Here is a 24,416-nt window from a genome sequence, read left to right as displayed (position 1 = left end):
ATCAGCGCCATGAGCCATACTCCCATGAGCCACACGCCCACCGAGATGATGAGCATTGCGGCTGCCCGCCTGCTGACCAATGATGATGTCTGCTTCGTCGGTATCGGCGCACCCTCGGCCGCCTGCAACCTGGCGCGCCTGACCCATGCCCCGAAGATCACGCTGATCTACGAATCCGGTACGCTCTCCACCCGCCCCTCCGTGCTGCCGCTCTCGATCGGCGACGGCGAACTCTGTGATACCGCGCTGACCACGGTCGGCGTGCCCGAGATGTTTCGCTACTGGCTGCAGGGCGGCCGGATCACCATTGGTTTCCTGGGCGGTGCGCAGATCGATCGCTACGCCAATCTGAACACCACGGTCGTCGGGGACTATGCCGCGCCGAAGGTGAGGCTTCCCGGCGGCGGCGGCGCGCCGGAAATCGCCAGCAATTGCGGCGAGATCTTCATCACGATGGCGATGGGCTCGCGCGCCTTCGTCGAGACGCTGCCCTTCATCACCTCCTTCGGCCACGGCAAGGGCAAGGGCGATCGGGAACGGCTCGGCCTCAAGACCAAGGGGCCGACCAAGGTGATCACCGATCTTTGCGTCATGGAACCCGATGCCGAGACCGCCGAGCTGACTGTCACTGCGCTGCATCCTGGCGTGACGCGGGATCAGGTTCAGGCCGGTTGCGGCTGGACCTTGCGTTTCGCTGGCGAACTCGTCGAAACTCCGGCGCCGACCGCGCAGGAGATCGAGATCCTGCGCGATCTGCACGCCCGGACCAAGCGAGCGCATGGAGTAGCGGCATGAGCCTGATCTATCCACGCGATGGCCTGAGAGCCCATCCGCTCAACGCGTCGCCGGCCTACACGAGCACGCTGAAGCGCGCACCCTCGCAGCCCCTGATCCTGCTGCCGCATACGCTGTCGGAGATCAGCGGTCCGGCGTTTGGTCATGGCGCCGTGCAAGCGGGCGATTCGGACCTCACCCTGCAGCATGAGGGCGAGCCGCTCGGCGAGCGGATCATCGTGACGGGCCGGGTGCTCGACGAGGATGGCAGGCCGGTGCCGCATACCCTGGTCGAGATCTGGCAAGCCAACGCGGCAGGGCGCTACGTCCATCTGCGCGATCAGCATCCCGCGCCGCTCGACCCGAATTTCACGGGAGCCGGCCGCGCCATGACCGATGCGGAAGGGCGCTATCGCTTCGTCACGATCAAGCCCGGCGCCTATCCCTGGCGCAACCATCACAACGCCTGGCGCCCGGCCCATATCCATTTCTCGTTGTTCGGGCCGAGCTTCCTCTCGCGCGTGATCACCCAGATGTATTTCCCGGGCGATCCGCTCTTCGCCTACGACCCGATCTTCCAGTCGATCCCGGACGCGAAGGCACGGGAGCGCCTGATCTCGCGCTTCGACATCGACACGACCGAACCGGAATGGGCGCTCGGATACCAGTTCGACATTGTCCTGCGCGGTCGCGACGCGACGCCGCTCGAGGAGCCGCATGATGACTGAGCGCAAAGCCCCCTTGGGCCTCACCCCCTCGCAGACGGTCGGCCCCTTCTACGCCTATGCGCTGACGCCCCGCGCCTATGGCGGTTCGGAGCTGGCCAATGAGCGGATTGCAACCGATGGCGTCGCGGGCGAACGCATCACCATTCGCGGCCATGTCCTCGATGGCGATGGCGAGCCGGTCCCGGACGCCATGATCGAGGTCTGGCAGGCCGACGCGGATGGACGCCACAATGCCGGGGGCAATGCCGGCTTCACAGGCTTCGGCCGGGCGGAAACCTCGCCGGAGGGCTTTTTCCACTTCGAGACGGTGCGGCCGGGCGCTGTAGAGGGGCTAAACGGTACGAGGCAGGCGCCGCATCTCGCTGTCTCGGTCTTCGCGCGCGGGCTCCTGCTCCGGCTGGTGACCCGCATCTATTTCTCGGACGACCCTGCCAATGCGTCCGATCCCGTGCTCGCGCTGGTCCCGCATGAGCGGCGTGAAACGCTGATCGCGCAACGTGGCCCGGACGGCGTCTTCCATTTCGACATCCGGCTGCAGGGTGAAGGCGAGACGGTGTTCTTCGACGTCTGAGCCCGTGCGGCATGTGCGGGCTTGACCCCGGCTTGCAGGCCAAGGAGATAGTCGGGTCAGCGCTTTGCTTCGCCCGCGCCTGATGCGGCAAGGCGGGGCCATGACCGACGCCGTGCCGGAGCCCGCCATGCCGAAACCCTTGATCGCGCTCGACTGGGGCACAACCCGTGCCCGCGCCTTCCTCATCGGCGAGGACGGCCGCGTGATGGACCGGCGGGTTGCGGATCAGGGCATCCAATCCGTGCCGTCGGGAGGTTTCCCGGCCGCTTTCGAGGGGATTGCCGGTGATTTCCGCCGCAGGCGGCCGGATGCCGCGATCGTGCTCGCCGGGATGGTCGGCAGCCGCAATGGCTGGGTCGAGGCGCCTTACGTCGCGTGCCCCGCCTCAATCGAAGCGCTGGCGGATGCCGGCATCGCGGTGACGCTGGAGGACGGAACCAATGCAACCGTGCTGCCCGGCCTGTCCTGGGACGATGGTGCCTTCGATGTCATGCGTGGCGAGGAAACTCTGATCGTCGGACTCGGTCTCGACGAGGGCATTGCCTGCTTGCCCGGCACCCATTCGAAATGGGCTGAAGTGCGGGCCGGGCGGATCACGCGCTTTGCCAGCTTCATGACCGGCGAGATCTACGGCCTGCTGCGTCAGCATTCGATTCTGGCGCGCCTCGCAGAGGAGCCCTCTGGAGACGACGCAAGCACCGGCGCCGCACGCGGTTTTGCTGCAGCAGCGCGGCCTGCCGGGCTGCTCAACGCAGCCTTTGCGGCGCGTACCGAGGTGCTGGCGGGGCGAATGGGCGGCGGCGCGGTCGGGCCCTATCTCTCGGCGCTTCTGGTCGGCCAGGAGATTGCCGGCGTGCAGGCGTTGTTCGGACGCCCTGCCACGGTCCATCTCGTGGCCGATGGAGCGCTGGCTGCGAGCTATGGAGCGGCGTTCGAGACGGCGGGCCTGCCCTTCCGGATCACGACACCGGAAGACGCCTTTGTCGCGGGTGTGAAGCGTCTGGCTGCGAGGCTGGTGGCGTGATCACCGTCTTCGGATCGCTGAATGTCGATCTGGTCACGCCCGTCGAGCGCCTGCCGGGAGCCGGCGAGACGGTGATCGGACCGGGCTATGCGCTGCATCCCGGCGGCAAGGGGGCCAACCAGGCGCTTGCCGCCCGCCGGGCGGGCGCCGAGGTCGTGCTCGCCGGCGCTGTCGGGCGTGATGCCTTTGCCGAGATCGCCCTGTCCCTGCTGGCCGTCGACGGAGTCGACCTCGCGCTTGTCGAGCGGGTCGAGGCGCCGACGGGTGCCGCCTTCATCGCGGTCGATGCAGCCGGCTCCAATCAAATTGTGGTGGCGGCCGGCGCGAATGCCCAGGCCCGGGCCGCTGGCTTGCGCGACCTGCCGCTTGGCCAGCGTAACATCCTGTTGCTGCAGCGCGAGGTTCCGGAGACGGAGTGCATCGAGGCGGCCCGGCTGGCGAGGCAGGCGGGCGGGCGCGTCATCCTGAACCTGGCGCCGGCCGGCACGCCTGCTCCCGAATTGCTCGATTGCCTGGACATGCTGATCGTCAACGAGCACGAGGCGCTGGTGCTTGCCAGCGCTTGGGGTTGGGCCGAGCGGGAGCCTGACGCCTTTGCGCAGCGCGTCGATGCCGAGCGCGGCATTGCCTGTGTCGTCACGCTCGGTGGCGAGGGCGTCGTCGGCTGGCATGGCGGCGTTCGCCGCCGCATCGAAGCGCCGAAAGTCGAGGTTGTCGACACGGTCGCGGCCGGAGACAGCTTCGTCGGGGCCTTCGCGGCGGCGCTCGATGCCGGCTATGGTTTTTCAGGCGCGCTTCAGCGCGGGCTCGCAGCCGGCTCGCTCGCCTGCACGGTGTCCGGTGCGCAACCAAGCGTGCCACGCCGGCCGGAGATCGAGGCACTGGCCGGTGCCGGCTTCCTCTGAGATGTCATCAATCTGGATGACGATACGTTAAGTCTGTTTGGATTCATCGGGTCATAGCTCGGCTGAACCCGCCAATCTGCCTGTTCCGATTCATTCTTCGGCAGTGTCCCGGGTGCAGCATCCCTGGAACCTGGCGGAGACTGAAAGCAGATGGCGCAACGGCCCATCATCTGGGCACTCGGAGTAGCCTTTACCGTCGGTTATGGCGCGATGTCATACGGCACGCGTCTGGCAGGCTATGTCGAGGATGATGACACGCCCCGCGCGGCGGCTGTCGCGACCGGCGCGCGACCGCCCGCGTCACCGCCTCCAGTCGCCCGATCGAGCGCGCCTCCGACGGTCACCGTGGCGGCCGATTCTCGCGGTCACTACATGGTCCATCCGACCGTCGACAATTACCGCGTCAGGATGCTGGTCGATACCGGTGCGAGTTTCATCGCGTTGACGGAGAGCGATGCCATCGGGCTCGGCATCCGCCCTGCAGCTTCCGACTACAAGATCACGCTGCGCACAGCCAACGGCGTCGTACGGGGCGCCCGGGTGAACCTGCGCGAGGTCAGGCTCGGTGCTATCATCGTGCGCAATGTCGAGGCCATGGTGCTGCCCGCCGGGGCGCTGTCCGTCAGCCTGCTTGGAACCTCTTTTCTAAGCAAGCTCAAGGGCTACGAGGTCCAGACCGATCGCATGATCCTGCGCGGCTAGGCGGTCTCCGGCGTTTCCTAATCGGCCGCGATCCGCTATGCCAAGTGTCCGTCAAGACGGCGTCGCTGCCGTGTCACGGTCAGGCTGCATTCATGTGGCTTGATGCTTCGTTCGCCCTGCATGTTCCCTTGCAATGGATGCCTTGATGTTCCCGAAGCCACTGCCTGAGCTGTTCCCGAATACCTTCGAGTATGAATCCCTTCCGATGGTGAAGCCGACGGGGTTCCGCGAATATGACGCGCGCTGGTTCTTCGGCAAGGAACTGAACCTGATGGGCGTGCAGGCCGTCGGCATGGGCCTCGGCACGCTGATCAAGCGCATGGGCATCAAGCCCGAGATCGTCACCGGCCATGATTTCCGTGGCTACTCGTCGTCGATCAAGATGGCGCTGGTCACCGGCCTGATGGCGGCGGGCTGCAAGGTCCATGATATCGGCCTCGCGATGTCGCCGATGGCCTATTTTGCCCAGTTCGCGCTCGACGTTCCCTGCGTTGCGATGGTCACCGCCTCGCATAACGACAATGGCTGGACCGGTGTGAAAATGGGCGCGCAGCGCCCCGTCACCTTTGGCCCCGACGAAATGGGCCTGCTCCGCGACATCGTGCTCGCGGCCGATTTCGAGCTGTCGGGCGGCGGCTCCTATGTCTTCGTTCCGGATTTCCCGGCCCTCTACATCAAGGACCTGACCAACCGGCCCAAGATCACGCGCAAGCTCAAGGTCATCGCGGCTTGCGGCAACGGCACGGCCGGCGCCTTCGCTCCGCAGATCCTGGAGGCGATCGGCTGCGAGGTCATCCCGATGGATGCGGAGCTTGACCACTCCTTCCCGCGTTACAATCCCAATCCCGAAGACATGAAGATGCTGCATGCCATGGCAGATGCCGTGAAGCAGCATGGCGCTGACGTTGCGCTCGGCTTCGATGGCGACGGCGACCGCTGTGGCGTGGTCGACAATCACGGCGAGGAGATCTTCGCCGACAAGATCGGCGTGATGCTGGCGCGCGACCTCGGCAGGTTGCATCCCGGTGCACAGTTCGTCGTCGACGTGAAATCGACCGGGCTCTTCATCACCGACCCCGAGCTGCAGAAGCTCGGCGTGAAGACCGATTACTGGAAGACCGGCCATTCCTATATCAAGCGCCGCGTCCGCGATCTCAACGCGCTGGCGGGGTTCGAGAAGTCGGGCCATTTCTTCTTCAACGCGCCGGTCGGGCGCGGCTATGACGATGGTGTCGTTACGGCACTGGCGGTCATCGACATGCTCGACCGCAACCCGGACAAGTCGATGGCGGAACTCTATGCCGCGGTTCCCAAGACCTGGGGCACGCCGACCATGGCGGCCAAATGCGCCGATGAGATCAAGTACGAGGTCAGCGATCGCGTGACGAAGCGCATCGAGGCCATGCAGGCCAAGGGCGAAACCATCGCCGGCCAGAAGATCCGCGACGTGATCACCGTCAACGGCGTCCGCGTCGTCAACGAGGATGGCACCTGGGGGCTGGTCCGCGCCTCCTCAAACAAGCCGGAGCTTGTCGTCGTCTGCGAAAGCCCGGTCTCGGACGCGCGCATGCGCGAGATGTTTTCCGCGATCGACGGCGTGCTGCGCGAAAACCCGGAAGTGGGTGCCTATAATCAGACGATCTGAGGCCGAAGGGCTTGGCAAGATGTGTCCCCGGGGCGAACTCGCATCGGGGACACTCTCTCGCCGCCGGGCTTCTCGGCGGCAAGCTGCCTGAAGCTCAGCAGACGATGGTCTTGGCGGTGCTGCCAGTTCCCTGGATTCGCGCGACCTGCTCGATGTTGAGCGTGCCTGCCTTGGCAGCCATGCGTGGGCGCATGTAGATTCTGTCGCCGCCCAGGGTGAGGGCGTTTTTGAACACCAGTTGGCCGAGAAAGGGTTCATAGACATAGCTGGCTTCGGCCATGATCACGGACGTTTTGGGAAGTAGGAGTCCATCCGGCAATTTGATGTTTGTTGGAGGGGCGGTCGTGTTTTTCTGTGCGCTCCAGCAGACTTTTGCCACCCCCTTGTCGTCCACGGTGACGCTGGCGATCATCATCTTTGGCGTCGTGGTGAAGGGGGCCATGATCATTTGCCCGACGAGGAAGATCGTATCGACATCGGCGTCATACAATGCTGTTCCCCGCGCGGCGCTTCCCGACGCGGCGCCAACCTCCGGAAGTTTGCCCTGCGCGGCGAGATCAACGAGGGCCCGGTTGAGCTGGGTCACCCGGCGATCGGCCATGGCCGCCTGCCCGATCTCGGCAATGCCATAATATAGCAAGAGCATCACAGGCAGGATCAGAGCGAACTCGACAGCGGCGACGCCTTTTGCGTCCCTCTGCAGGTGACGCCTGAGGCGGCGTAGCGCGGCCCTGTTGCGGCGGATCGAAAGGAACTGCCTCATGGTCGTTCTCATGGAGGTTCGCTTCGGAACGTCGCGACAGCCATCAGGGCGCGTTCCCCACCATCGATATTGGCCAGGGAGTTCGTCCATCCGGTCAGGTAGAGCGAATAACGCAATGTCGCCCGCACGACGACGATCTCGCCTTTTCCAGGCTGGTTGTAGCTGAAATCGCTGGTGTTCAATGTCGTCCCGCTAAGCGGGTTGCGCTTGGCAAGATCGGTTTGAGCCGCCGCTGGTGATGCGTAGCCGCGCACGTCGACGCGCAGCTTCTCGCAATCGACGAGCGCCGGAGCCTGCGCGCAGACCTCGAGCCTGAATGCCTCCGTCGATGTCTTGGCATCGTGCGGAAGGGGGTTCGAGGGGGTGCTGTAGATCGCAACCGATTCTCCGGTCAGGAGCGTCCGCGCCGCCTGCTTCACGGCGTCATCGAGCACCTGGTAGGTCCACAGCATCAGCCCGGTTTCGATGATCGTGAACACAAGCAGGAGGAACGGAAACGCGACGAGCCCGAACTCGACGGCAGTCGCGCCGCGCTGGTTCCTGCAAAGGCCGTTGGATCCCATCCATGGGTCCCTGAGGAGGCGTCGCCCGACACGTCCGCTCGTTCGAGAAGGCGATGTGACCATGACCCGTTAAGCCATCCATCCGGATGCAGATGCCGCGAGGGCTCTGCTCTTCAGTGGATACACCCTAGCCGCAAAGCATTGCCGACTTGTTAGGGCCTGGTTCGCCGAAGCCGCACTGGCGTTAGCGAAACCTTCACCTTGAGCGCTGCGAAGCCTATTTATCGCCGCTGGCGAGAGCGTTGCGCTTGGTCGTTTGCCCGCCGACATCACCGAAATATTTCGTTGCGTCCCCGAGCTGCACGGTCGGTTGGCAGGTCGGCGTGCAGGAATAGCTCTCCCGCTCCATGCCGCGCTGGACCGTGAGAATGGAATCCGCGGTCGCGCTGACGCGCACGAGCGATTCCGCCAGCAGGCTGCCGCTGGCATCGAGCGCGATCAGATTGGTGACGCCAAAGCTCTTGCCGGTCACTACCATCACTCCGTTCCTTTGCACGGAGACATCGGCGATCGCCGGATTACCGACGATGACGGTCTGGGCCTTTTCCGGCAGCCTGACGAGCTTGGCGTGATCGACGATGACGGCGACCGTGTCGGGCCGGACTGGTTCCGGCGCCGATCGTGCTACGGGCGCGCTTCCCAGCAGGATCGCGCCGGACGCGGCCATGGCCAGCGCTCCGCGGCGCAGGGCACAACTCAGGACAGTCGACATGGTTGCGCCCTAGGTTTCCAACGTCTGGAGTAAAGCCGAAAATGATGAATCGAATCCTAATGCCCCCCCGCGAACATGTTTATTGAGCAGGTGATTTCCAGAATGAGAAATGGAGTGTCGCTTAAGGTCACGCTCTCCTGTGAGATAAACATTGTTCGAACGGCCAAAGTCGATTGTGATGGCACGTATAGTCGTAATTAAATTCAAATACTAACTGGTGTTCATCATGATAATGGGTCATGAATTCAATAAATCTGGCGTTAACCATCCAGAAAATGTCCGCGATTGGCGATGAGTTCTTTGTTTCGTTTAACCGAAACGCAACGGCTTCTGGGTAGTGTCTGTCTTGTCGCTGACCGAAGCCGTTCAGAGCGAAGGCAGCAGTCAAACCGTGGTGCAATAGGAGTTCCGTCATGAAGAATCTGTTCGCTCGCTTTGCCAAGGACGAGTCCGGCGCGACCGCCATCGAATACGGCCTGATCGCCGGCCTGATCGCCGTCGTCATCATCGGCACCGTCACGACGCTCGGCACCGATCTCAGCGCTCTGTTCGGCCGAATCTCCGGCGCGCTGACCACTGTCGCTACGCCGAAGACCTAAGCTACTGTCTGCTTTACGCAACGAACGCCCCGGCTGGTCCGGGGCGTTTTGCGTCCCGGTTCACGCCTGGCCGGCCGGGATACTGTTTCTACAGAGTTGGGTGCGATGCTGACGCATCGTTGATGAAGCTGCATTGCCCGGAGCCCTTTCGATGTCGCTTCCGCTGCTGTTCCTCCTCGTCCTCTTTCCCGCCGCGATGGCCTATGCTGCGGCGAGCGATCTGTTCTCGATGACGATCTCGAACAGGCTCTGTCTCGGCCTCGTCGTGCTTTTCGTGCCCAGCGCTCTCATCATCGGCCTGCCCTGGGTTCAGATCGCCTGGCATTTCGCCGCTGGTGGCCTGGTCCTTGCGATCTGTTTCGGTCTGTTTGCAGCAGGCTGGATCGGCGGCGGTGACGCCAAGCTGGCTGCCGCAACGGCGCTCTGGTTCGGCTTCGGGCAGTTGATGCCCTATCTGTTCGTGGCCGCCATGTTCGGCTCGGCGTTGACCCTGATCGTGATGAAGCTGCGCACCGCCCCCCTGCCGGCACTAGGGGAGAACTGGCCCTGGTTGCGCCGGCTTCATGCGGCGAATCAGGGGGTGCCCTATGGGATCGCCCTTGCCTGCTCGGCTCTCATCGTCCTGCCCGACACGGCGATCTGGCGCGCTGCCATCGGTCTCTAGGCGGTTGGTGAAAGTTACGCCGGGTTAACCATAATTTGACGAATCCCGGGTCACGATCCTCTTCGAGAGCCAACGCAGCTTGGCCGAGGATCGGCGTTCATGAGTCCAGCCCGTATCATCATCCTGGTCGTCGCGCTCGTTGCGGGGCTTGGCGCAGCATTGCTGATCCAACGCCCCAAGGCCACACCGACTCCGGTGACACGCTATGAGCCGGCGCCGACGGTTCCGGTTCTCGTCGCGGCCGCTGATATACCGGTCGGCAATACGCTCGCTGCCGGCGACATGCGCTGGATCGATTGGCCGGCTGACAGTGTTCCAGCCGGGGTCATCCGCAAGACCGAGGCGCCCGAGGCCGAAACCGAATTGGCCGGGCAGCTGGCGCGTTTCGCGGTGTCTGGTGGAGAACCGATCCGTCGCGAGAAGCTGATCAAGACTGACGGCACCGGATTCCTTTCGGCGGTTCTGCCGGCCGGCAAGAGGGCAACCGCGATCGGCACCGATAGCCGCGGCGCCAATACGGCGGGTGGCTTCATCCTGCCGAACGACCGGGTCGACGTCATCCGGACTCACCAGGAGGGAGGCGGCGGCAACGCGAATAGCGGCGCCGAGAGCTTCATCAGCGAAACGATCCTGACCAATGTCCGGGTGCTGGCGATCGGTCAGAATATTCAGGAACGCAATGGCGAGAAGGTCGTCATCGGCGAGACGGCCACACTCGAACTCGAGCCGCGTCAAGTTGAGATCGTCGCTCAGGCACAACGCAACGGCACGCTTTCGCTCGCCTTGCGCAGCCTCAAGGATGCCGGCGACGCCGGGCGCCCCGACACCGAAGGCGGCCTGACCCTCGTGCGCTACGGCGTCACCAGCAAAAGCGTGAAGCCATGATCCCAAGGCGCATTCTCCGTTCCGTCGCGGGGCCGGTTCTGGCACTTCTGCTCGGCCTGCCGGCCATGGCTCAGTCGACGGGGCCTGCCCCGGTTCTGAATGTCGGCTCCAGCGAGCATGCCATTGCCCGCAAGCTCACGCTCTCGATCGGTCGTTCACTGATCGTGGAATTACCGCGCGACGCCAAGGAAGTCTTCGTCGCCAACCCCAAGGTGGCCAACGCGGTCGTCCGCTCGGCGCGCAAGCTCTTCATCATCGGCATCGCCGATGGTTCGACCTCGATGTTCGTGATCGACTCCGAAGGCCGCCAGATTTCCGCGCTCGAAATCGAAGTCGGGCGGGATCTCAACGTGCTGCGCCAGACGCTGCGTGCGGCGATGCCGAGGGCCCAGATCGAGGTCAAGCCGGCCGGCAATTCCATCCTCCTGCTCGGCAATGTCGCCAATGCATCGGAAGCGACCCAGGCGGTCGACATCGCGAATGCCTTCGTAGGGACTGCCTCCGGCATCTTCTCCTCGTCCAAGGGCGCCGTGATCAACTCGTTGACGATCCGCGATCGCGACCAGGTGATGGTCAAGGTCGTCATCTCCGAGGTTTCGCGCAAGGCGATCAAGCAGCTCGGCATCAACTCGTCCGGCGAGTGGAAGCTCGGCAATTTCTCGATCACGCCGTCGATCGAGAACCCGCTTCCGTTGCAACCGCAGTCCCTGGCGGCGACGGCGATCGGAGCCGGGATCGGGAACTCGACCAATTTCACCTTGCGTGCGCTTGAGCGCGCGGGCCTCGCCCGCGTTCTGGCGGAACCGATGGTCACTGCGATCTCCGGGGAAAGTGCCAAGTTCACCGCCGGTGGCGATGTCCCCGTGCCCAACGGCTATTCCTGCGACTCGTCGGGCATCTGCACCCTCGGCATCGTCTATAAGCCCGTCGGCGTTTCCTTGAACTTCACCCCGATTGTCCTGTCCGACAACAAGATCAGCATGCGCATTGCTACCGAAGTCACGGAGCTCGATTTCGAGAACCAGCTCCGGCTCAGCAATACGAGCAATGCGCCGCGGGGCACCAATACCCGGGAATCGGTGAATGCCCCCGCCTTCCGCGTGCGCAAGTCCGACACCACGGTCGAGCTGCCGTCGGGCGGCACCCTGGCGACGGCCGGGCTGATCCAGCGCGTCTCGAAACAGTCGATCAACGGCTTCCCGGGGCTGATGAACCTGCCGGTGATCGGCGTGCTCTTCCGCTCGCGCGACTATCAGCGCGAGGAGACCGAGCTGATGATCACGGTCACGCCCTATATCGCCAAGCCGATGGAGCCGAACCAGATCCAGCGCCCGGATGACGGCTTCGTCGATGCCCATGATGCGCAGGCCGTCCTGCTCGGCAGGCTGAACAAGATCTATGGCACCAATAGCGGGCCGTTGCCTCAGGCCTACAGGGGCCGGGTCGGCTTCATTGCCGACTAAGGGTGCTCTCATGAACGCGCAAAGGGTGGCTCGGGCCATGACAGATCGAGGACAGCAGCGGATGGGCCATTGGCCTCTGGCCGCCGTTCTGGCCGCCGGCATTGCGCTTGGAGCCTGCGCGTCGAAGACCGACACGACGGGGTCGATCAGCGCCAGCGATCTGCGCGAGCGGCACCCGATCGTGCTGCGTGATGCGCCACGTTCGCTTGATGTCTTCATCGTACGGGCCGGTGCGGGTCTCGATCGTCGCCAGGCCGAGGATGTCGCCAGTTTCGCCGCGGACTACCGGCGCAGTGGGCGTGGCGGGCTCGTAGCACAGGTGCCAACCGGTGCCGGCCGGGAGATGGCAACGCATGGCACGCTCGAAGCGATCCGCAGAGCCCTGGCGCAGGGCGGGGTGCCGCCCGGATCGCTCTCGGTCAGGACCTATCCCATCGCGGACCCGAATCTCGCCTCGCCCATTCGCCTGACATTCGCCTCGCTGCAGGCGGGCCTGCCGCATTCCTGCGGACAATGGACGCAGGACGCGGGCGTCTCCGACTGGAAACTGGACATGGCCAACGAACCGCTCTGGAATTTCGGCTGTTCCAGCCAGGCGACATTGGCCGCGCAGGTCGCCGATCCGATCGACCTCGTCCGCGGCCGGACCGAGGGCCGCGCCGATATCGTCAAGCGCATGAACGCGATCGGCAAGCTGCGTGAGGGCAAGGACCCCTCGACCCAGTACCGGCAGGAAACGCCGCAGATCAACCAGTCGGTCGGAGGCCGCTGATGGATCCGGCGCAGAATTTCGAAGCCCAGGCGGCGAGCAGTGCCGGCGACGAGGTCATCGCGCCGCTGCCTCGCATCACGCTGCAGGCGTTTTGCGAAACGCCTGCCATTGCTGCTGCCACGCAGACGGCGACCACTGACCGGCGCATGGAGAAGACGCATTCTCGCGTCCAGATGGGGGGACCCGCGGCCGCGGTCGAGGCGTTCCGCACCGCGCCGACGCCCAATGTCATCGTGCTCGAAACGGTGTCCGACGGTGCCACGCTCGTCGGCCATCTCGATGCGTTGGCGCAGAGCTGTGATGCCGGCACGAAGGTCGTCGTCATCGGGCATGTCAATGACGTCCAGCTCTACCGTGATCTGATCCGCCGAGGCGTCAGCGATTACCTGATCGCTCCGCTTGAGCCGCTCGACATCCTGCGCACCCTGTCCGAACTCTATGTGGCCCCCGGGGCTCGCAATCTCGGGCGCATCGTCGCCGTCATGGGCGCCAAGGGCGGGGTCGGCGCTTCGACCGTGGCGCATAACGTCGCCTGGGCGATGGCGCGCAATCTCGATTTATCGACCGTGATCGTCGATCTCGACATCGCTTTCGGCACGGCGGGGCTCGACTTCAATCAGGATCCGCCGCAGGGCATCGCGGAGGCGGTGTTCGCGCCTGAGCGGCTTGATGCCAACATGCTTGATCGCCTGCTCTCGCGCTGCAGCGACAATCTCGCCTTGCTGGCGGCGCCGGCGATGCTGGATCGGACACTCGACCTGCAAGAGGACGCGTTCGAGCAACTCTTCGATCTGTTGCGCGCCAGCGTTCCTTGCGTGGTTCTCGATGTGCCGCATCTTTGGAGCGGCTGGGTCAGGCGCTGTCTGATCGGTGCAGACGAGGTCGTGATCGTTGCCGGCCCCGAACTCGCCTCGCTGCGGAATGCCAAGAACCTGATCGATCTGGCCCGGGCCAGCCGCCCGAATGATTCGCCGCCACGTCTGGTGCTCAATCAAGTCGGCTTGCCCAAGCGGCCCGAGATCGACGCAGGGGAATTTGCCAAGGCCTTGGGTGTCGAGGTGCTCGTCGGGATTCCCTTCGACGCGCAGGTCTTCGGCACGGCGGCAAATAACGGGCAGATGGTTGCGGAGGTCCAGGCCGGCGGCAAGATCAACGAGGCCTTCATCCATATTGCAAGCACCCTGACCGGCCGCGGTGAGGCCAGGCGCGGAAAGCGCAGCCTGCTGGAGCCGTTGGTCGCCAAGCTCAAGCGTCGCAGGGCCTGAGCCGTGACGGTTTTGTGCGCTGTTGCCTGCTCGCTGCGACCGGCCGCCGGCCGTGTCGTAGCGTGAAGGAGGGGTGACATGTTCGGAAAGCGATCCTCGAACGCTGCGGCGACGCAGCCGCTGAATGCGAAGATCTCGGGCCCGGCTTCGGCTGCGCGCCCGCTCGAATCGTCTGCGCCGCCTCCCGACATGCGTCGTCAGGTGTCGGCAGCGCCCGTGGCTCCGGTCGAAACACCGAAGTCCGACGATTACTACCAGATGAAGAGCATGATCTTCGGGGCGCTGATCGAGGCGATCGACCTCTCTCAGCTCGCGAAGCTCGATGGTGAATCGGCGCGGGAGGAAATCCGCGACATCATCAACGAGATCATTTCGCTCAAGAACGTCGTGCTTTCCATCGCCGAGCAGGAGGAACTGCTCGACGATATCTGCAACGACGTGCTCGGCTACGGGCCCCTGGAGCCGCTGTTGGCGCGGGACGATATCGCCGACATCATGGTCAATGGAGCCTCGCGCACCTTCATTGAGACCGGCGGCAAGATCCAGCTGACCAATGTTCGCTTTCGCGACAACGCGCAACTGATGAACATCTGTCAGCGCATCGTCAGCCAGGTTGGCCGGCGGGTCGATGAATCCTCGCCGATCTGCGACGCTCGCCTTGCCGACGGCTCACGCGTCAATGTCATCGCGCCGCCGCTGGCGATCGACGGGCCGGCTCTCACCATCCGCAAATTCAAGAAGGACAAGCTGACGCTGGATCAGCTCGTCCGTTTTGGCGCGATCTCGCCGCCAGGTGCCGAAATCCTCAAGATCATCGGCAAGGTGCGCTGCAATATCGTGATTTCCGGCGGCACGGGCTCGGGCAAGACGACCCTGCTGAACTGCCTGACCAACTATATCGAGCATGACGAGCGGGTCATCACCTGCGAGGACGCTGCCGAACTGCAGCTCCAGCAGCCCCATGTCGTGCGCCTCGAGACACGCCCGCCCAATCTCGAGGGCACGGGCGCGGTCACCATGCGCGACCTCGTCAAGAACTGCCTGCGCATGCGGCCCGAGCGGATCATCGTCGGTGAGGTGCGTGGCCCGGAAGCGTTTGACCTGCTGCAGGCGATGAACACCGGCCATGACGGATCGATGGGGACGCTCCACGCCAATACGCCGCGCGAATGCCTGAGCCGTATCGAATCCATGATCACCATGGGTGGGTTCAGCCTGCCTTCGAAGACATTGCGGGAGATGATCTGCTCCTCCGTCGATGTCGTGATTCAGGCCCAGCGTATGCGCGACGGCTCGCGCCGGATCACCCATATCACCGAGGTGATGGGGATGGAGGGCGACGTCATCATCACCCAGGACCTGATGAATTATGAGGTGCTCGGCGAGGATGCGGCAGGCAAGCTGATCGGGCGGCACCGCTCGACCGGCATCGGCCGGCCGCGCTTCTGGGAGCGCGCCCGCTATTTCGGTGAGGAGCAGCGGCTTGCCACGGCGATCGATCAACTCGCCGTCCAGGATGAAGCCAATGCTGCTTGATCGCGGCTATGGGCGGACTTGAGCCATGGACCTGAGTGTCATCGCGGTTGTCGTGCTGGCGACCTTTGCGGCGGGCGGCGTGGTCTACGCGCTGTTCTATCCGGCGCTGAGCGGGCAGACCCGGGTGGAGAAGCGCCGCAAGGAGTTCGCAGCCCCGGTTGCCGTACGGACTGTCGATCGCGAAGTGCAGGCGCGGCAGAAGCGCGGCCAGATCGCCCAGAGCCTGAAGGACATCGAAACCAGGGAAAACGCTCGCAACAAGGTCACGCTCGAACTCCTGTTGCTTCAGGCAGGGCTGAGCTGGGACCGCCGCAAGTTTTATATCATCAGCGCCGTTTCGGGCGTGGTTGTAGGCTTCCTGTTCTTCCTGGCAACAGCCAATCTCCTGCTCCTTCTGGTCGGTCTGTTCATTGGCGGCTTCGGCCTGCCGCGTTGGCTTCTGTCGCGGACCCGGGCGAAGCGGCTGAAGAAGTTCGGCAACGAATTTCCGAATGCGCTCGACATCATCGTGCGCGGCGTCAAGTCTGGCCTGCCGCTCAACGACTGCCTGCGCATCATCGCTGCCGAAGCCGTCGAGCCCGTCCGGACTGAGTTTCGGCTGATCATCGAGAGCCAGACCTTGGGGCTTCCGCTGACCGAGGCTGCCGCCAAGCTCTTCGAGCGCATGCCGTGCGCGGAAGCCAATTTCTTCGGCATCGTGCTGGCGATCCAACAGAAGACGGGCGGCAATCTCGCGGAGACCCTCGGCAATCTGTCGAAAGTCATTCGCGAACGTCGCAAGATGCGCGACAAGATCCAGGCGGTTTCGATGGAAGCGAAGGCTTCGGCAGCGATCATCGGGGCCTTGCCCCCGGTGGTTGCGACCCTCGTTTACGTGACCAGCCCGAGATATATCGAGCTTCTCTGGCTCACGCAGATCGGCAAGGTCGCGCTCGTCGCCAGCGGAGTCTGGATGCTGATCGGCATCATGACGATGCGCAAAATGATCAATTTCGACATTTGAGGCTGCGGGAATGATTGCCCTCATCGCCGACAAGCTCGCCGACAGCCAGTTCCTGGTTGCGTTGCTTGCTGCCGTCGCTGCCGCCGCGACGGTTCTGACCCTGGCGATGCCATTGGTCGAGGGCAACGACCTCAACAAGCGCATGAAGAATGTTGCGATCGAGCGCGACAAGATCCGTGCGCGCGAGCGGGATCGCCTGAACCGGCAGAAGGACAAGGTCTCGCTGCGCCAGGAACCAAAGGCGTTCATGCGGCGCATTGTCGATCAGTTCAAGCTGGGCGACTGGCTCGGGACTGAAACCGCGAAGAAGCAGCTCGCCATGGCGGGCTATCGCGGGCCACAGGCCGAGATCGGCTTCCTGTTCTTCCGCCTGGTGACGCCGATCGGTCTCTTCCTGTTCACGCTCTTCTACGTCTTCTTCATCAAGGATTTCGGTCAGCCGCCCTTGATCCGGTTCGGCATGGCGATCGGCGGCGCCTATCTGGGCATCAAGGCGCCGGAGATATTCCTGTCGAACCAGATCTCGAAGCGCCAGGCGTCGATGCGGCAGGCGTTTCCCGATGCGCTCGACCTGCTGCTGATCTGTGTCGAGGCGGGCATGTCGATCGAACATGGTTTCCGCAAGGTCTCGACCGAGATTGGCGGTCAGTCGGTCCCCCTCGCCGAGGAGTTCGCGCTCTGCACGGCCGAGCTCTCGTACCTCGCCGAAAGACGCCAGGCCTATGAGAACCTGGCCGCTCGCACCGGACTCGAGGGCGTGAAGTCGGTCTCGACCGCGCTGGTTCAGGCCGAGCGCTACGGCACGCCGCTCGGTACGGCGCTGCGGACATTGGCGCAGGAAAGTCGCGACCAGCGCATGATGGCGGCGGAGAAGAAGGCTGCGGCATTGCCGCCGAAGCTGACGGTGCCGATGATCCTGTTCTTCCTGCCGGTGCTCTTCGTCGTGATCATGACGCCGGCGATCATTCAGGTGATGAGGCTGAAATAGCCTCGTCCGCGCGACCTGTAAGCCGCCACGCGCGTATTGGGCCTGAGCAAGAGCAAAGGGGTGCGGCGGGTGCTGCAGATGCCTCCTGACGGCTCATATGCTCGTGGTTGGAGGCCCCGCCGAGGTGACCGGCCTGCCTAACCCTGTGGGATGGACCGATCCGCTTGTTCAGGCTGCGCAGATGCCGCGGTCTTTGCCTTGCTGCCGCCCTTGAGCATGTTCCAGCTATTGGGCTGGCTGACGCTGCGCTTGAGATAGGCGATGGTTGCGGCTGCTTCGGCCGGGCTTTGGTCCTGCTGCGCCAGCGTTTCCGCTTCGCCAAACCTGCCCTGCAGGCCGAGCACCAGCACGAGATTCTGCCGGATGCGCGCGTCGGCCCGGTTGGAGTTCGACGCCTCGCGCAGTACGCGCTCGGCCTCGGGCAGGCGCTTCGACAGCGCGAGCGACAGGCCGAGATTGGACATCACCGTGGGCTCGCCGGGAGCGAGCTTGAGGGCGGTCTCATAGATCTGCTGGGCGCGGGCATGTTCGCCAAGCTGGTCGGCGACGGTGCCTTGTGCCGACAGGATGCGCCAGTCCGGACGCTCCGGCGAATGGGCGCGCGAGAGCACCTCATCTGCTTCCTTGTAGCGGCCGTTATCGGCCAGCGAACGGCCATAGGCACCGAGCATCTCGCTATCGTCGTTGTGTATGAGGACAGCGTTCTGCAGAACGGCGAGAGCCTGGGCATTCTGGTCGAGCGCCCGCAGCGCGCGGGCATAGTAGAAGGCGGAGTTCCGGTCCTTCTGGTTCGCGTCGTAGCGCTTGCCCCATTGGTCGGCCTCGGCGCGCCATTCGGCGGGTCCGCGTGGCTGGGTCGGGGCGGATCGCCCGATGGAGCCGGTGATGTCGCCGATCCCGCCGCGGCTTTGGCAGCCGGCCAGGGCGAGCGAGGCGAGGCAGACGGCTGCCAACAGCCGGACGCGGGAGGCCGCAGACGAAGGATACAAAACTGCGGAGAAGCAGCGGGACATGGGCCAGAGTGCCTTGCCACGAGAGAGAACTGGTCGTTCTGGTGGTAAAACGTTAACCCTAATGCTTCCTTAACTGGCCTCGCCGCTCACTCCTTCGAACAGGTTCCTTCAGCCGTGCACAGCCTGCTCCTTGCCTCTGCGCCGTCCGCCGTCCCGGTTCATCTCGTCTCGAAGGCGGGCTGGCCGGCACTCATTGAGCGCCTCGCGCCCGAGCCCGCGCGCTTTGCGAAGGCCCATGGCTTCGCCGCGCGTCCCGGGCAGCATGTCGTGCTGCCCGATGGGCTGGGCGCTGTCAGCGCGGTGCTCCTTGGTGTCGAGGGGGCATCGGCGCGCCGACGCGACCCATTTGCTCCCGGCCGGCTCGCCGCGGTCCTGCCGGAGGGCGATTATCGTCTGGAGGGCGAGATCGATGATTTCGGCCTTGCGGCGCTGGGTTGGCTGCTCCAGTCCTATCGTTTCGAGCGCTACCGCAAGCCGCAGCCGGTCCGCGCCCGGTTGGTATTGCCCGAGGGCGTGGATGGTGTGGAGCTGAGCGCCCTCGCCGAGGCGGTCGCCTTTGCCCGTGATCTCGTCAATACGCCGGCAAGCGACATGGGCCCCGCTGAGATCGAGGCCGCGATCCGTCAGCTCGGGCAGGATTTTGGTGCGAGCGTCGCCAGCCAGGTCGGGGACGATCTGCTCGAGCACAACTTCCCGATGATCCATGCCGTGGGCCGGGCGTCGCCGCGCGCTCCGCGCCTGATCGACCTTGTCTGGGGCAATCCGGCCGATCCCAAGGTGACGCTCGTCGGCAAGGGCGTGGCGTTCGATACGGGCGGGCTCAACCTCAAGACAGATGCCGGCATGCTGCTGATGAAGAAGGACATGGGCGGTGCCGCGGCCGCGGCTGCCGCCGCGCGCATGATCATGCAGGCGAAGCTTCCGGTACGGCTGCGCCTCCTTGTGCCCGCCGTCGAGAATGCCGTTTCCGGTGCATCGTTCCGCCCGGGCGACGTGCTCCAGAGCCGCAAGGGGCTGACGGTCGAAATCGGCAACACCGACGCTGAGGGCCGGCTCATTCTGGCCGATGCGCTGGCCTTGGCGGATGAGGAAACCCCGGAGCTGCTGATCGACTATGCGACGCTGACCGGTGCCGCCCGCGTTGCGCTCGGTCCCGAGCTGCCACCCTTCTACACCCATGACGAGGGGCTTGCGGTCGAAATCTCCCGGCTGGGGCAGGCGGTAAACGACCCGGTCTGGCGCATGCCGCTCTGGCCGCCCTATGACGGGCTGCTCGACTCCAAGATCGCCGACGTCAACCACGTCTCCGGGGGCTCGTTTGCCGGCTCCGTCACGGCTGCGCTCTTCCTCAATCGGTTCGTCGAGAAGACACAGTCCTACGCGCATTTCGATATATATGCCTGGAACCCATCGTCGAAGCCCGGCCGCCCCGAGGGCGGCGAATGCCAGGCCGCGCGTTTGACCTATGCATTGGTCAAGCAGCTCTATCCGAAGGTCCAGGGATGAAGCCCGGCGATCTCCGCGCGGCATGCCATCGATAGTCGACGGTTAAGTCTGTTCGACGAGAGCGATTGCAGCCGCGGCTTGGCGCGATAATGATACGGACCCGTAACGATCGGGGTTCGTATCAGTCATGGCGTTGGAGATCAGGCCTTCGCAGGCGCTCAGGCTCTGGCGGCAGGTGCATCTCGATCTGGTGCATGACGGTCAGGCGGACCTCTCGGCCCGCCAGACCGCGATCCTGTTGACGATCTATCTCGAGTTGCCGCCGCATACCGTGCGCGGACTTGCTCAGCAGCTCGGCGTCACCAAGCCCGTGATCACCCGCGCGCTCGACACGATGGGCAAGCTCGGCCTCGTCACGCGCAGGCGCGACGAGTTCGACCGGCGCAATGTCGTGATCCAGCGGACCGTGGCCGGGGCGCTGGCTGTCGAACGGCTTGCCGACCTGGTGGTGCAACGGGCGCGTGATCTCGGGCCGGGTTGAGCAAAGGCGTCTTCGCGCAACAGCAGGCTCCGGCTATGGTGCCCGCATGAACACGATTCTCGACCGCCGCCTGACCCCAGCCCGTTCCGACCTCGCCGCGCGGCACCTGATGGGCCAGGTCGAGGCGCGCGCCTTCGCCGATCCCGTCACCATGCGCGTCGTTGCCCCTTCCGCACCGGTTCGGCGTGAGCCGCGTCCCGACGCCCCTCTCGATACCGAGGCACTCGCAGGCGAGGTCGTGCAGGTTTACGAGCAGCATGAGGGCTGGGCCTGGGGCCAGCTCGGCGCCGACGGCTATGTCGGCTATTTGCCGGACGATGCGCTGCGCGCCGATGTGCCCGCGCCGACGCACCGCGTTCGTGCGCTGCGGACCTTTGTCTATCCCGGAGCCTCGATCAAACTGCCGCCGCTTGCCGCGCTGTCGCTGGGCGCCGGCCTGGCCGTTGCCGGCGAGAGCGGCAATTTTTTCGTACTCGCCGATGGTGGCCATGTCTGGCGCACGCATCTCGCGGAACTCAGCGAGGGGGAGACCGATTTCGTTGCCGTTGCCGAGCGCTTCGAGCATGTCCCCTATCTCTGGGGCGGCAAGACAAGCCTCGGTCTCGATTGCTCCGGCCTTACTCAGTTGGCTCTGGCTGCGGCCAGGATCGCCTCGCCGCGTGATTCCGACATGCTGGAAGCGGCGATAGGCGAGCCAATCGCCTTCGACGAGAGCCTCCTCGGCCTGAAGCGCGGGGACCTCGTTTTCTGGAAGGGGCATGTCGGCATCATGACCGATGCCGAGACGCTGCTGCACGCCAATGGCTATACGATGACGGTCCATCGCGAGCCGTTGCGCACCGCTCGCGACCGCATCCTGGACAAGAGCTTCGGCGCCATCACCAGCATCCGGCGGCTTGCTGGCGCTTAGATCATCGGACCAGAAATCGTATCCGGTCTGATGACCTAAAATTTTGTTTTCGCACCGGTTTTTCCGAAAACCGCAATCCACTTTTCGGGCCGATGCTTTAATCCAGCGCTTTCAGTCGATAGAGGGCGTCAAGCGCAGCGCGTGGCGTCATCTCGTCGAGGTCGAGCGCGGCGAGTGCTTCGCGCAATACGTCCGGGCTCGCTTCGGCCGCAGCAACGGGGGCAGGTCGCCGGGTCGGCGCCGCAAAGAGCGGCAGATCATCGACCAGCGAGGCGACAGGCTTCTCGCGCTCCGTCTTCTCCAGCTCTCCGAGAATGGCGCGGGCCCGCTCGACCACGGCCGGCGGCAGGCCGGCAAGCTTGGCGACCTGGATGCCATAGGAGCGGTCGGCGGCACCGGGCACGACCTCATGCAGAAAGACGACCTCGCCATTCCACTCTGTCACGCGCACAGTGGCATTGGTGACGCGGGCCAGCCGGTCTCCGAGCGCTGTCAGCTCGTGATAATGCGTCGCGAACAGCGAGCGGCAGCGATTGATCTCGTGCAGGTTCTCGATCGCAGCCCAGGCGATCGACAGGCCGTCGAAGGTCGCCGTGCCGCGGCCGATCTCGTCGAGAATGACGAGCGCGCGCGGCCCGGCCTGATTCAGGATCGCGGCGGTCTCGACCATTTCGACCATGAAGGTCGAGCGCCCCCTGGCGAGATCGTCGGCGGCGCCTACGCGTGAGAACAGCCGGTCGACAATGCCGATATGGGCGCTCGCGGCGGGCACATAGGAGCCCATCTGCGCCAGCACGGCGATCAGCGCGTTCTGCCGCAGGAAAGTCGATTTACCCGCCATGTTCGGGCCGGTGATGAGGCAGATGCGTCCGCCGGTGTCGGCCGCGCCAAGAGCCGAGAGCTCGCTGTCATTGGCGACGAAGGGCTTTCCGTCGCGCTTCAGTGCGGCTTCGACAACCGGGTGGCGCCCCCCCTTGATGGTGAAATCGGCGCCGTCATCGACGAGGGGCCTCGTCCAGTTTTCGTTGGCCGCGAGTGCCGCAAGGGCTGCGGCAACATCGATCTCGGCGAGAGCGAGCGCCGCCGCCTTCACGGGCTCGGCTTCGTCGAGAACGGCGGCATTGAGCGAGGCGAAGACTGAGAGTTCGAGCTTCAGCGCGCGGTCGGCGGCTGAGGCGATCTTCGATTCGAGCTCGCCGAGCTCGACCGAGGAGAAGCGCATCGCGTCCGACATGGTCTGACGGTGGACGAAGGTGGCGCGCCAGGGCTCCCTCAGGAAGTCCTCGCCGGCGGCCTGCGGCACCTCGACGAAATAGCCGAGCATGGAATTATGCTTGATCCGCAGGGTGCGGCAGCCGGTTTCGGCCGCATAGCGCGCCTGGAGCTGGGCAATGACCTTTCGCGAATCGACCTGGAGCAGCCTGAGTTCGTCGAGGGCCGGGTCATAGCCGTCGCGCACGAAGCGTCCGTCGCGGCGGTTGAGCGGCAGATCGTCGGCCAGCGCCTCGGTCAACCGGGCGGGCAGGGCCGGGTCGGTTGCGGCCAGCGTTCGGGCGGCCTGGGTCAGGGCTTCCGGCAGAGTGTCTTGGTCGGCGAGCGACTGCGCGATCGCCCGTGCCGCAGTCAGGCCTGCGCCCAGCGCCGCCAGGTCGCGCGGACCGCCGCGATCGAGCGAGAGCCGGGCGAGGGCGCGGGCGATATCCGGCACGTGGTCGAGCTCTCCGCGCAGGGTCTCGCGCAGGGGCGCATCGTTCAGCAGCGCCTCGACGGCGTCGTGCCGCATGGCGATCGCCGCCGGCTCGGTCAACGGCCCGGCAAGCCGCTCCGCCAGCAGCCGCGCTCCGCCGGGGGTCACCGTCCGGTCGATGCTGGAGAGAAGGCTGCCGGTTCGCTCGCCCGAAAGCGTGCGCGTCAGCTCGAGATTGGCGCGTGTCGCAGCGTCGATCAGCATGGTCGCGCTGCCGGAATCGCGTACGGGTGGCGACAGGGGTGGGCGCGCGCCGAACTGGGTCCGCTCGACATAGGCCAGCGCTGCGCCTGCGGCTGCAATCTCGGCGCGGCTGAAGGCGCCGAAGGCATCCAGAGTGGCTACGCCGAAGAACTCCTTGAGTCGGCGCTCGGCCGAAGCCGCATCGAGGCCCTCGCGAGCCAGTGGGGTCACCGGCACTGTGAGTTCGCGCCAGAATTCCTTCAGCTCGGGGTCGTCGTGGATCGCCTCCGGGCAAACGATCTCGCGCGGCTCAAGCCGGGCGAACTCGACGGCGAGCCGCTCCGGCGGGGCCTCCATGACCGAGAAACGTCCTGTCGAGATGTCGACCGACGCGAGGCCGTAGAGCGCGCTCGAATCGCTGAGCTTGCGGCGTGCAACCGCGACCAGAAGGCTGGCGCGGCCGGGTTCCAGCAATCGCTCTTCGGTGATGGTGCCGGGCGTCACCAGTCGCACGACGTCACGCTGGACCACGGATTTGCCGCCGCGCTTCTTGGCTTCAGCGGGGTCTTCGGTCTGCTCGCAGACGGCGACACGGTGTCCGGCGGCGATCAGGCGCTGGAGATAGTCATCGGCGCGGTCGACCGGCACACCGCACATCGGGATGTCCTCACCGAGATGCTTGCCGCGCTTGGTCAGCACGATGCCGAGCGTGCGCGAGGCGATCTCGGCGTCCCGGAAGAACAGCTCGTAGAAATCGCCCATCCGGTAGAACAGCAGGCAATCGGGATTGGCCGCTTTGATCTCGACATATTGCGCCATCATCGGCGTGACGCGGCCGGCGTCGACCGCGGCCGCAGCCTTCGGGACTGAACTCGCTGCTTCGGTAAGGCTCGGGGATTCTGGAATGTCGCGGCGCATGGCTGGCGGACGCTATCAAAAACCACGCGCGCCGCCATCCGTTAGCGAGACTTTCAACAATTGAAAGCACGGTCATTTCATCATTCCGGCCCAAGG

24 protein-coding genes are annotated in these 24,416 nt (G+C 64.8%); 19 read left to right on the top strand and 5 right to left on the bottom strand.

The window, feature by feature from the left end:
• Positions 1-24 precede the first annotated feature (24 nt).
• The 7 genes from AC1DW9_RS05840 to AC1DW9_RS05810 all read left to right on the top strand — a co-directional run bounded on the left by AC1DW9_RS05840 (position 25) and on the right by AC1DW9_RS05810 (position 6,349).
• Positions 25-795, top strand: coding sequence for a CoA-transferase subunit beta (locus AC1DW9_RS05840; protein ID WP_476775128.1), 771 nt, complete (start codon positions 25-27; stop codon positions 793-795).
• Positions 792-1,502, top strand: coding sequence for a protocatechuate 3,4-dioxygenase subunit beta (gene pcaH, locus AC1DW9_RS05835; protein ID WP_441504934.1), 711 nt, complete (start codon positions 792-794; stop codon positions 1,500-1,502). The genes AC1DW9_RS05840 and pcaH overlap by 4 nt, the downstream gene beginning before the upstream one ends.
• Positions 1,495-2,073 carry a protocatechuate 3,4-dioxygenase subunit alpha gene (gene pcaG, locus AC1DW9_RS05830; protein WP_476775071.1) on the top strand — a complete coding sequence of 193 codons (579 nt, stop codon included), beginning with the start codon at positions 1,495-1,497 and terminating at the stop codon, positions 2,071-2,073. Before pcaH ends, pcaG begins: the two co-directional genes overlap by 8 nt.
• A 100-nt stretch (positions 2,074-2,173) precedes the next feature.
• Positions 2,174-3,097 carry a 2-dehydro-3-deoxygalactonokinase gene (locus AC1DW9_RS05825; RefSeq protein WP_476855051.1) on the top strand — a complete coding sequence of 308 codons (924 nt, stop codon included), beginning with the start codon at positions 2,174-2,176 and terminating at the stop codon, positions 3,095-3,097.
• Complete coding sequence (locus tag AC1DW9_RS05820; RefSeq protein WP_476775069.1) at positions 3,094-4,002, top strand: ribokinase; 909 nt, start codon at positions 3,094-3,096, stop codon at positions 4,000-4,002. The genes AC1DW9_RS05825 and AC1DW9_RS05820 overlap by 4 nt, the downstream gene beginning before the upstream one ends.
• Positions 4,003-4,152: 150 nt before the next feature.
• Positions 4,153-4,704, top strand: a complete 552-nt coding sequence (locus AC1DW9_RS05815) for a retropepsin-like aspartic protease family protein (protein ID WP_476775068.1) — start codon at positions 4,153-4,155, stop codon at positions 4,702-4,704.
• Between the two features lie 145 nt (positions 4,705-4,849).
• Positions 4,850-6,349, top strand: coding sequence for a phosphomannomutase/phosphoglucomutase (locus tag AC1DW9_RS05810; protein ID WP_476775067.1), 1,500 nt, complete (start codon positions 4,850-4,852; stop codon positions 6,347-6,349).
• 94 nt (positions 6,350-6,443) lie between these two features.
• Here the strand turns inward: AC1DW9_RS05810 and AC1DW9_RS05805 are convergent, their stop codons facing one another.
• The 3 genes from AC1DW9_RS05805 to AC1DW9_RS05795 all read right to left on the bottom strand — a co-directional run bounded on the left by AC1DW9_RS05805 (position 6,444) and on the right by AC1DW9_RS05795 (position 8,387).
• Complete coding sequence (locus tag AC1DW9_RS05805; protein WP_476855050.1) at positions 6,444-7,112, bottom strand: TadE/TadG family type IV pilus assembly protein; 669 nt, start codon at positions 7,110-7,112, stop codon at positions 6,444-6,446.
• Between the two features lie 8 nt (positions 7,113-7,120).
• On the bottom strand, positions 7,121-7,675 hold the full coding sequence (locus AC1DW9_RS05800) for a TadE/TadG family type IV pilus assembly protein (RefSeq protein WP_476775065.1): 555 nt from the start codon (positions 7,673-7,675) through the stop codon (positions 7,121-7,123).
• 217 nt (positions 7,676-7,892) lie between these two features.
• Complete coding sequence (locus tag AC1DW9_RS05795; RefSeq protein WP_476775064.1) at positions 7,893-8,387, bottom strand: pilus assembly protein N-terminal domain-containing protein; 495 nt, start codon at positions 8,385-8,387, stop codon at positions 7,893-7,895.
• A 413-nt stretch (positions 8,388-8,800) separates the two neighbouring features.
• On the opposite strand from AC1DW9_RS05795, the gene AC1DW9_RS05790 reads away from it, so the two are divergent.
• The 9 genes from AC1DW9_RS05790 to AC1DW9_RS05750 all read left to right on the top strand — a co-directional run bounded on the left by AC1DW9_RS05790 (position 8,801) and on the right by AC1DW9_RS05750 (position 17,562).
• Positions 8,801-8,986, top strand: coding sequence for a Flp family type IVb pilin (locus AC1DW9_RS05790; RefSeq protein WP_476775063.1), 186 nt, complete (start codon positions 8,801-8,803; stop codon positions 8,984-8,986).
• 151 nt (positions 8,987-9,137) lie between these two features.
• Positions 9,138-9,650 carry an A24 family peptidase gene (locus AC1DW9_RS05785; RefSeq protein ID WP_476775062.1) on the top strand — a complete coding sequence of 171 codons (513 nt, stop codon included), beginning with the start codon at positions 9,138-9,140 and terminating at the stop codon, positions 9,648-9,650.
• Between the two features lie 99 nt (positions 9,651-9,749).
• Positions 9,750-10,535, top strand: a complete 786-nt coding sequence (gene cpaB / locus AC1DW9_RS05780) for a Flp pilus assembly protein CpaB (RefSeq protein ID WP_476775061.1) — start codon at positions 9,750-9,752, stop codon at positions 10,533-10,535.
• Positions 10,532-11,998 (top strand): type II and III secretion system protein family protein, encoded by a 1,467-nt coding sequence (locus tag AC1DW9_RS05775; protein ID WP_476775060.1) that lies wholly within the window; start codon positions 10,532-10,534, stop codon positions 11,996-11,998. Before cpaB ends, AC1DW9_RS05775 begins: the two co-directional genes overlap by 4 nt.
• A gap of 61 nt (positions 11,999-12,059) precedes the next feature.
• Complete coding sequence (locus tag AC1DW9_RS05770; RefSeq protein WP_476775059.1) at positions 12,060-12,770, top strand: CpaD family pilus assembly protein; 711 nt, start codon at positions 12,060-12,062, stop codon at positions 12,768-12,770.
• Positions 12,770-14,035, top strand: a complete 1,266-nt coding sequence (locus tag AC1DW9_RS05765) for a CpaE/TadZ family protein (RefSeq protein ID WP_476775058.1) — start codon at positions 12,770-12,772, stop codon at positions 14,033-14,035. Before AC1DW9_RS05770 ends, AC1DW9_RS05765 begins: the two co-directional genes overlap by 1 nt.
• A gap of 78 nt (positions 14,036-14,113) precedes the next feature.
• The gene (locus AC1DW9_RS05760) at positions 14,114-15,571 is read left to right on the top strand and encodes a CpaF family protein (protein WP_476775057.1); all 1,458 of its coding nucleotides are present in this window, start codon (positions 14,114-14,116) and stop codon (positions 15,569-15,571) included.
• Between the two features lie 25 nt (positions 15,572-15,596).
• The gene (locus tag AC1DW9_RS05755) at positions 15,597-16,574 is read left to right on the top strand and encodes a type II secretion system F family protein (protein ID WP_476775056.1); all 978 of its coding nucleotides are present in this window, start codon (positions 15,597-15,599) and stop codon (positions 16,572-16,574) included.
• 10 nt (positions 16,575-16,584) lie between these two features.
• On the top strand, positions 16,585-17,562 hold the full coding sequence (locus AC1DW9_RS05750; protein WP_069878330.1) for a type II secretion system F family protein: 978 nt from the start codon (positions 16,585-16,587) through the stop codon (positions 17,560-17,562).
• Positions 17,563-17,699: 137 nt separating this feature from the next.
• Here the strand turns inward: AC1DW9_RS05750 and AC1DW9_RS05745 are convergent, their stop codons facing one another.
• A complete protein-coding gene (locus AC1DW9_RS05745) occupies positions 17,700-18,515 on the bottom strand; it encodes a tetratricopeptide repeat protein (RefSeq protein ID WP_476775055.1) in 816 nt (271 codons plus the stop codon).
• A 174-nt stretch (positions 18,516-18,689) separates the two neighbouring features.
• Here AC1DW9_RS05745 and AC1DW9_RS05740 point away from each other — a divergent pair, with 174 nt between their 5' ends.
• The 3 genes from AC1DW9_RS05740 (at position 18,690) to AC1DW9_RS05730 (ending at position 21,472) form a co-directional block, all read left to right on the top strand.
• On the top strand, positions 18,690-20,081 hold the full coding sequence (locus AC1DW9_RS05740) for a leucyl aminopeptidase family protein (RefSeq protein WP_476775054.1): 1,392 nt from the start codon (positions 18,690-18,692) through the stop codon (positions 20,079-20,081).
• A 127-nt stretch (positions 20,082-20,208) separates the two neighbouring features.
• Positions 20,209-20,562 (top strand): MarR family transcriptional regulator, encoded by a 354-nt coding sequence (locus AC1DW9_RS05735; protein ID WP_069878324.1) that lies wholly within the window; start codon positions 20,209-20,211, stop codon positions 20,560-20,562.
• 46 nt (positions 20,563-20,608) lie between these two features.
• Positions 20,609-21,472 (top strand): C40 family peptidase, encoded by an 864-nt coding sequence (locus AC1DW9_RS05730; RefSeq protein ID WP_476775053.1) that lies wholly within the window; start codon positions 20,609-20,611, stop codon positions 21,470-21,472.
• A gap of 97 nt (positions 21,473-21,569) precedes the next feature.
• Here AC1DW9_RS05730 and mutS read toward each other — a convergent pair whose 3' ends face one another.
• Positions 21,570-24,320, bottom strand: coding sequence for a DNA mismatch repair protein MutS (gene mutS / locus AC1DW9_RS05725; RefSeq protein ID WP_476775052.1), 2,751 nt, complete (start codon positions 24,318-24,320; stop codon positions 21,570-21,572).
• Between the last annotated feature and the right edge of the window lie 96 nt (positions 24,321-24,416).

The organism is Allobosea sp. P4_E12 (assembly GCF_056401655.1).
The sequence above is the reverse complement of the archived record's forward strand: the minus strand, read 5'-3'. Positions and strand labels throughout refer to the sequence as shown.

What these genes read in the sequence shown, in the direction of transcription:
- AC1DW9_RS05840 (WP_476775128.1), top strand. Translation starts at nt 25, where the DNA reads ATGAGCCACACGCCCACCGAGATGATGAGCATTGCGGCTGCCCGCCTG.
- pcaH (WP_441504934.1), top strand. Translation starts at nt 792, where the DNA reads ATGAGCCTGATCTATCCACGCGATGGCCTGAGAGCCCATCCGCTCAAC.
- pcaG (WP_476775071.1), top strand. Translation starts at nt 1,495, where the DNA reads ATGACTGAGCGCAAAGCCCCCTTGGGCCTCACCCCCTCGCAGACGGTC.
- AC1DW9_RS05825 (WP_476855051.1), top strand. Translation starts at nt 2,174, where the DNA reads ATGACCGACGCCGTGCCGGAGCCCGCCATGCCGAAACCCTTGATCGCG.
- AC1DW9_RS05815 (WP_476775068.1), top strand. Translation starts at nt 4,153, where the DNA reads ATGGCGCAACGGCCCATCATCTGGGCACTCGGAGTAGCCTTTACCGTC.
- AC1DW9_RS05810 (WP_476775067.1), top strand. Translation starts at nt 4,850, where the DNA reads ATGTTCCCGAAGCCACTGCCTGAGCTGTTCCCGAATACCTTCGAGTAT.
- AC1DW9_RS05805 (WP_476855050.1), bottom strand. Translation starts at nt 7,112, where the DNA reads ATGAGGCAGTTCCTTTCGATCCGCCGCAACAGGGCCGCGCTACGCCGC.
- AC1DW9_RS05800 (WP_476775065.1), bottom strand. Translation starts at nt 7,675, where the DNA reads ATGGGATCCAACGGCCTTTGCAGGAACCAGCGCGGCGCGACTGCCGTC.
- AC1DW9_RS05795 (WP_476775064.1), bottom strand. Translation starts at nt 8,387, where the DNA reads ATGTCGACTGTCCTGAGTTGTGCCCTGCGCCGCGGAGCGCTGGCCATG.
- AC1DW9_RS05790 (WP_476775063.1), top strand. Translation starts at nt 8,801, where the DNA reads ATGAAGAATCTGTTCGCTCGCTTTGCCAAGGACGAGTCCGGCGCGACC.
- AC1DW9_RS05785 (WP_476775062.1), top strand. Translation starts at nt 9,138, where the DNA reads ATGTCGCTTCCGCTGCTGTTCCTCCTCGTCCTCTTTCCCGCCGCGATG.
- cpaB (WP_476775061.1), top strand. Translation starts at nt 9,750, where the DNA reads ATGAGTCCAGCCCGTATCATCATCCTGGTCGTCGCGCTCGTTGCGGGG.
- AC1DW9_RS05775 (WP_476775060.1), top strand. Translation starts at nt 10,532, where the DNA reads ATGATCCCAAGGCGCATTCTCCGTTCCGTCGCGGGGCCGGTTCTGGCA.
- AC1DW9_RS05770 (WP_476775059.1), top strand. Translation starts at nt 12,060, where the DNA reads ATGGGCCATTGGCCTCTGGCCGCCGTTCTGGCCGCCGGCATTGCGCTT.
- AC1DW9_RS05765 (WP_476775058.1), top strand. Translation starts at nt 12,770, where the DNA reads ATGGATCCGGCGCAGAATTTCGAAGCCCAGGCGGCGAGCAGTGCCGGC.
- AC1DW9_RS05760 (WP_476775057.1), top strand. Translation starts at nt 14,114, where the DNA reads ATGTTCGGAAAGCGATCCTCGAACGCTGCGGCGACGCAGCCGCTGAAT.
- AC1DW9_RS05755 (WP_476775056.1), top strand. Translation starts at nt 15,597, where the DNA reads ATGGACCTGAGTGTCATCGCGGTTGTCGTGCTGGCGACCTTTGCGGCG.
- AC1DW9_RS05750 (WP_069878330.1), top strand. Translation starts at nt 16,585, where the DNA reads ATGATTGCCCTCATCGCCGACAAGCTCGCCGACAGCCAGTTCCTGGTT.
- AC1DW9_RS05735 (WP_069878324.1), top strand. Translation starts at nt 20,209, where the DNA reads ATGGCGTTGGAGATCAGGCCTTCGCAGGCGCTCAGGCTCTGGCGGCAG.
- AC1DW9_RS05730 (WP_476775053.1), top strand. Translation starts at nt 20,609, where the DNA reads ATGAACACGATTCTCGACCGCCGCCTGACCCCAGCCCGTTCCGACCTC.
- mutS (WP_476775052.1), bottom strand. Translation starts at nt 24,320, where the DNA reads ATGCGCCGCGACATTCCAGAATCCCCGAGCCTTACCGAAGCAGCGAGT.